The organism is Mesorhizobium sp. M0772 (genome assembly GCF_040320135.1).
Classification (GTDB): domain Bacteria; phylum Pseudomonadota; class Alphaproteobacteria; order Rhizobiales; family Rhizobiaceae; genus Mesorhizobium.
On sequence record NZ_JAMYPB010000116.1, the window covers coordinates 1 to 1,102 of the forward strand.

Annotated in this window: 2 protein-coding genes; both read left to right on the forward strand. The window is 57.8% G+C overall.

Translation table 11 applies throughout. The features are described 5' to 3' along the window. The coding region (locus NKI06_RS30800) for an OmpW/AlkL family protein (RefSeq protein WP_352987925.1) at positions 1 to 627 on the forward strand (627 nt) is incomplete at its 5' end. A gap of 143 nt (positions 628 to 770) precedes the next feature. Beyond that, positions 771 to 1,102: amino acid kinase family protein (locus NKI06_RS30805; protein WP_502897670.1), on the forward strand; the 332-nt coding region annotated here is incomplete at its 3' end.

Genomic DNA, 1,102 nt, shown 5'->3' on the forward strand with positions numbered 1-1,102 from the left:
CAGGCCGTCGCGGCGGACCTTGCGCAAGCGGCGAGCGTCCCGCAGGCGGGAGCCTCGGTCACGGAAGCGCCAAGCCCTTGGCAGATCCGGCTGCGTGCGTTGGGGGTCATCACTGAGGATTCGGGTCACGTCAATGCGGTGCCCGGCTCCGGCCTTTCATATTCGAACACTGTGACGCCGGAACTTGATATCTCCTATTACTTCACGGACAACATCGCCACGGAGCTTATCCTCGGCACCACCTATGCCAACATTGAGGGCCAAGGAGCGATCGGCGCGCTGGGCAATGTCGGCAAGGTTTGGCTGCTGCCGCCCACGCTCACATTGCAGTATCATTTTACCAATTTCGGCGCTTTCAAGCCCTATGTCGGCGCCGGCGTGAACTACACGATTTTCTATAACCAGGATGCCGGCAGCGCCAACACTCTCAAGGTTAATAACACGTTCGGCACCGCGCTGCAGGTCGGGTTCGACTACATGGTGGATCAGCACTGGGGCGTTAACTTCGACGTGAAGAAGCTTTTCCTGAAGCCAGACTTCGACGTCACGGTGGACGGCGCGAAGCTGACGGGAAAGGCCGCTCTCGATCCCTGGTTGATAGGCGCAGGTGTCACCTACCGGTTCTGACAACGGGAGGCGAATCCCGGTTGTTGAAGCCCCGACCACGAAGTAGCACTGGTTGGACAGCCGATACGAAAAACGAAGGGCGCCTCGTGCGCCCTTATGCCCTGCAAGGCCGTGACGCTCATCAAAGGTGAGATCAGACAGACGTGTCTTCACTTCTAGTGCAGCAACATTCAACGGCAGCACCGGCAAGCCCGATCCGATTGCTTTCGGCTCGCCGGCTGATAGTGAAGATTGACTCGGCACTGATCGCCGATGCCGAAACCGGAAAGATACGCGGTCCTTGGCTTGAGACGCTAGTAGAGGATGTGGTCCGATTTTTCGCACGCGGGCAGCAGGTGATCATCGTCACTTCTGGTGCTTTCGCGGTCGGCTCAAGTCACTTCAATCATCTGGACAGATCCCTGCGAGTTGAAGAGAAGCAAACGGCCGCCGCTATCAGTCAGTTTCAACTCATGCGTGCCTATGAACAGAGTTT